The 1,001-nt window shown below is 32.4% G+C and carries 1 protein-coding gene; it reads left to right on the plus strand.

Annotated features, from left to right (window positions below; translation table 11 throughout):
* A partial coding sequence (locus tag E1171_RS00800; RefSeq protein ID WP_155203150.1) for a phosphocholine cytidylyltransferase family protein occupies positions 1 to 740 on the plus strand: 740 nt, incomplete at its 5' end.
* Positions 741 to 1,001 lie beyond the last annotated feature (261 nt).

Here is a 1,001-nt window from a genome sequence, read left to right on the forward strand (position 1 = left end):
TATTTATTTTAGCAGCCGGAAAAGGAACAAGGCTAATGCCATTAACTAAAAATACCCCTAAATCCTTATTGGAGTTAGGGGATGGTACTACTTTATTGGAAAGACAAATATCGAATGCTGTCCAATCAAAATTGTTTTCAGAGATTGTTATTTTGACAGGATATAAACACGAGCAAATTGATGCTAAGGTGAAGGAATATAAGGAAGAAATCAAAATATCAACCATATATAATCCATTTTTCGATACCACTAATAACTTAGTTTCTTTGTGGCTGGCCAATCATTTGATGTTGGAAAGTGATTTTGTGATTACCAATGGGGATAATATTTATAAAGATCACGTTTATCGAGAGGTATTAGATGGGTTGCCCCAAGAATTAATACAGGTAACAATTGATTACAAAACCACCTTTGATGATGATGACATGAAGGTTGTCTTGCAGGAGGATTCCACCATAGTAAAAATTCATAAAGAAATTCCTTTAGAAGATGCTGATGCAGAATCGGTTGGGCTGGCAGTTGTTAAAGGAGCCAAAAGTAGGCGTTTGTTCTCTCAGAAACTCGTTGAAATGGTGAAGGATACAGAAAATATGGGAATTTATTGGCTTGTTATCTTTAATTCATTGGTTCATGATGGAATAATAGTAAACACAAAAGAGATCGCTGAAACTGATTGGCAAGAAATGGATTTTCATCCAGATATAGAAAGCCTTAGAAAAATAGTTTTTAAAGAATTTTAAATTTTAAAGTAGGAGAAAATATTAGTGTATTTAGTCCCAAACCTTATTAATAATACATTAATAGTGGAGAGTTTATAACCAGTTTTAGTTTCCAAAAGGATACGCTTTTTTGAGTCTGGTAATTAAAATTATTAATAGTTGATTTTGGTATTATTGATCACTTTTATAAAAATATTGGAAGGGCCAAGTTGCTTTTTAAACGGAGTAGCTTCCGATGATGCTTTTCTAGCGAAAATTTTTTTTGAAGGGATATTTGTGAAT

Source organism: Xanthovirga aplysinae, from assembly GCF_009711365.1.
In the GTDB taxonomy this organism is placed as follows: Bacteria; Bacteroidota; Bacteroidia; order Cytophagales; family Cyclobacteriaceae; genus Xanthovirga; species Xanthovirga aplysinae.